Origin of the sequence: Pleomorphomonas sp. T1.2MG-36, from assembly GCF_950100655.1 — a bacterium.
Classification (GTDB): Bacteria; Pseudomonadota; Alphaproteobacteria; order Rhizobiales; family Pleomorphomonadaceae; genus Pleomorphomonas.
On record NZ_CATNLY010000030.1, the window covers coordinates 1 to 372 of the forward strand.

Sequence of the window (372 nt, forward strand, 5' to 3'; positions counted from 1 at the left end):
CCGGCTACTTCCCCGAGGCCCAGCTCAAGACCTACATGCAGCCGCTGTCCATGCTGAACGGCCACCCCAACCGCAACTACCTGCCGGGCATCGAGACCAACACCGGACCGCTCGGACACGGACTGCCCGTCGCCGTCGGCGTCGCCATTGCCGGCAAGCTTGCCGCCAAGGACTATCGGACCTTCGTGCTGACCGGTGACGGCGAACTGCAGGAAGGCTCCAACTGGGAGGCGGCCATGGCCGCCGGCCACCGCAAGCTCAACCGCCTCACCGTCATCGTCGACCGCAACCGCCTGCAGCAGGGCGACCGCACCGAGGCCACCAACGGTCTCGATCCGCTCGACGACAAGTGGCGGGCCTTCGGCTTCCATG

At 67.7% G+C, this 372-nt stretch carries 1 protein-coding gene; it reads left to right on the plus strand.

The window, feature by feature from the left end:
• A partial coding sequence (locus QQZ18_RS15785; protein ID WP_284541908.1) for a thiamine pyrophosphate-dependent enzyme occupies positions 1-372 on the plus strand: 372 nt, incomplete at both ends.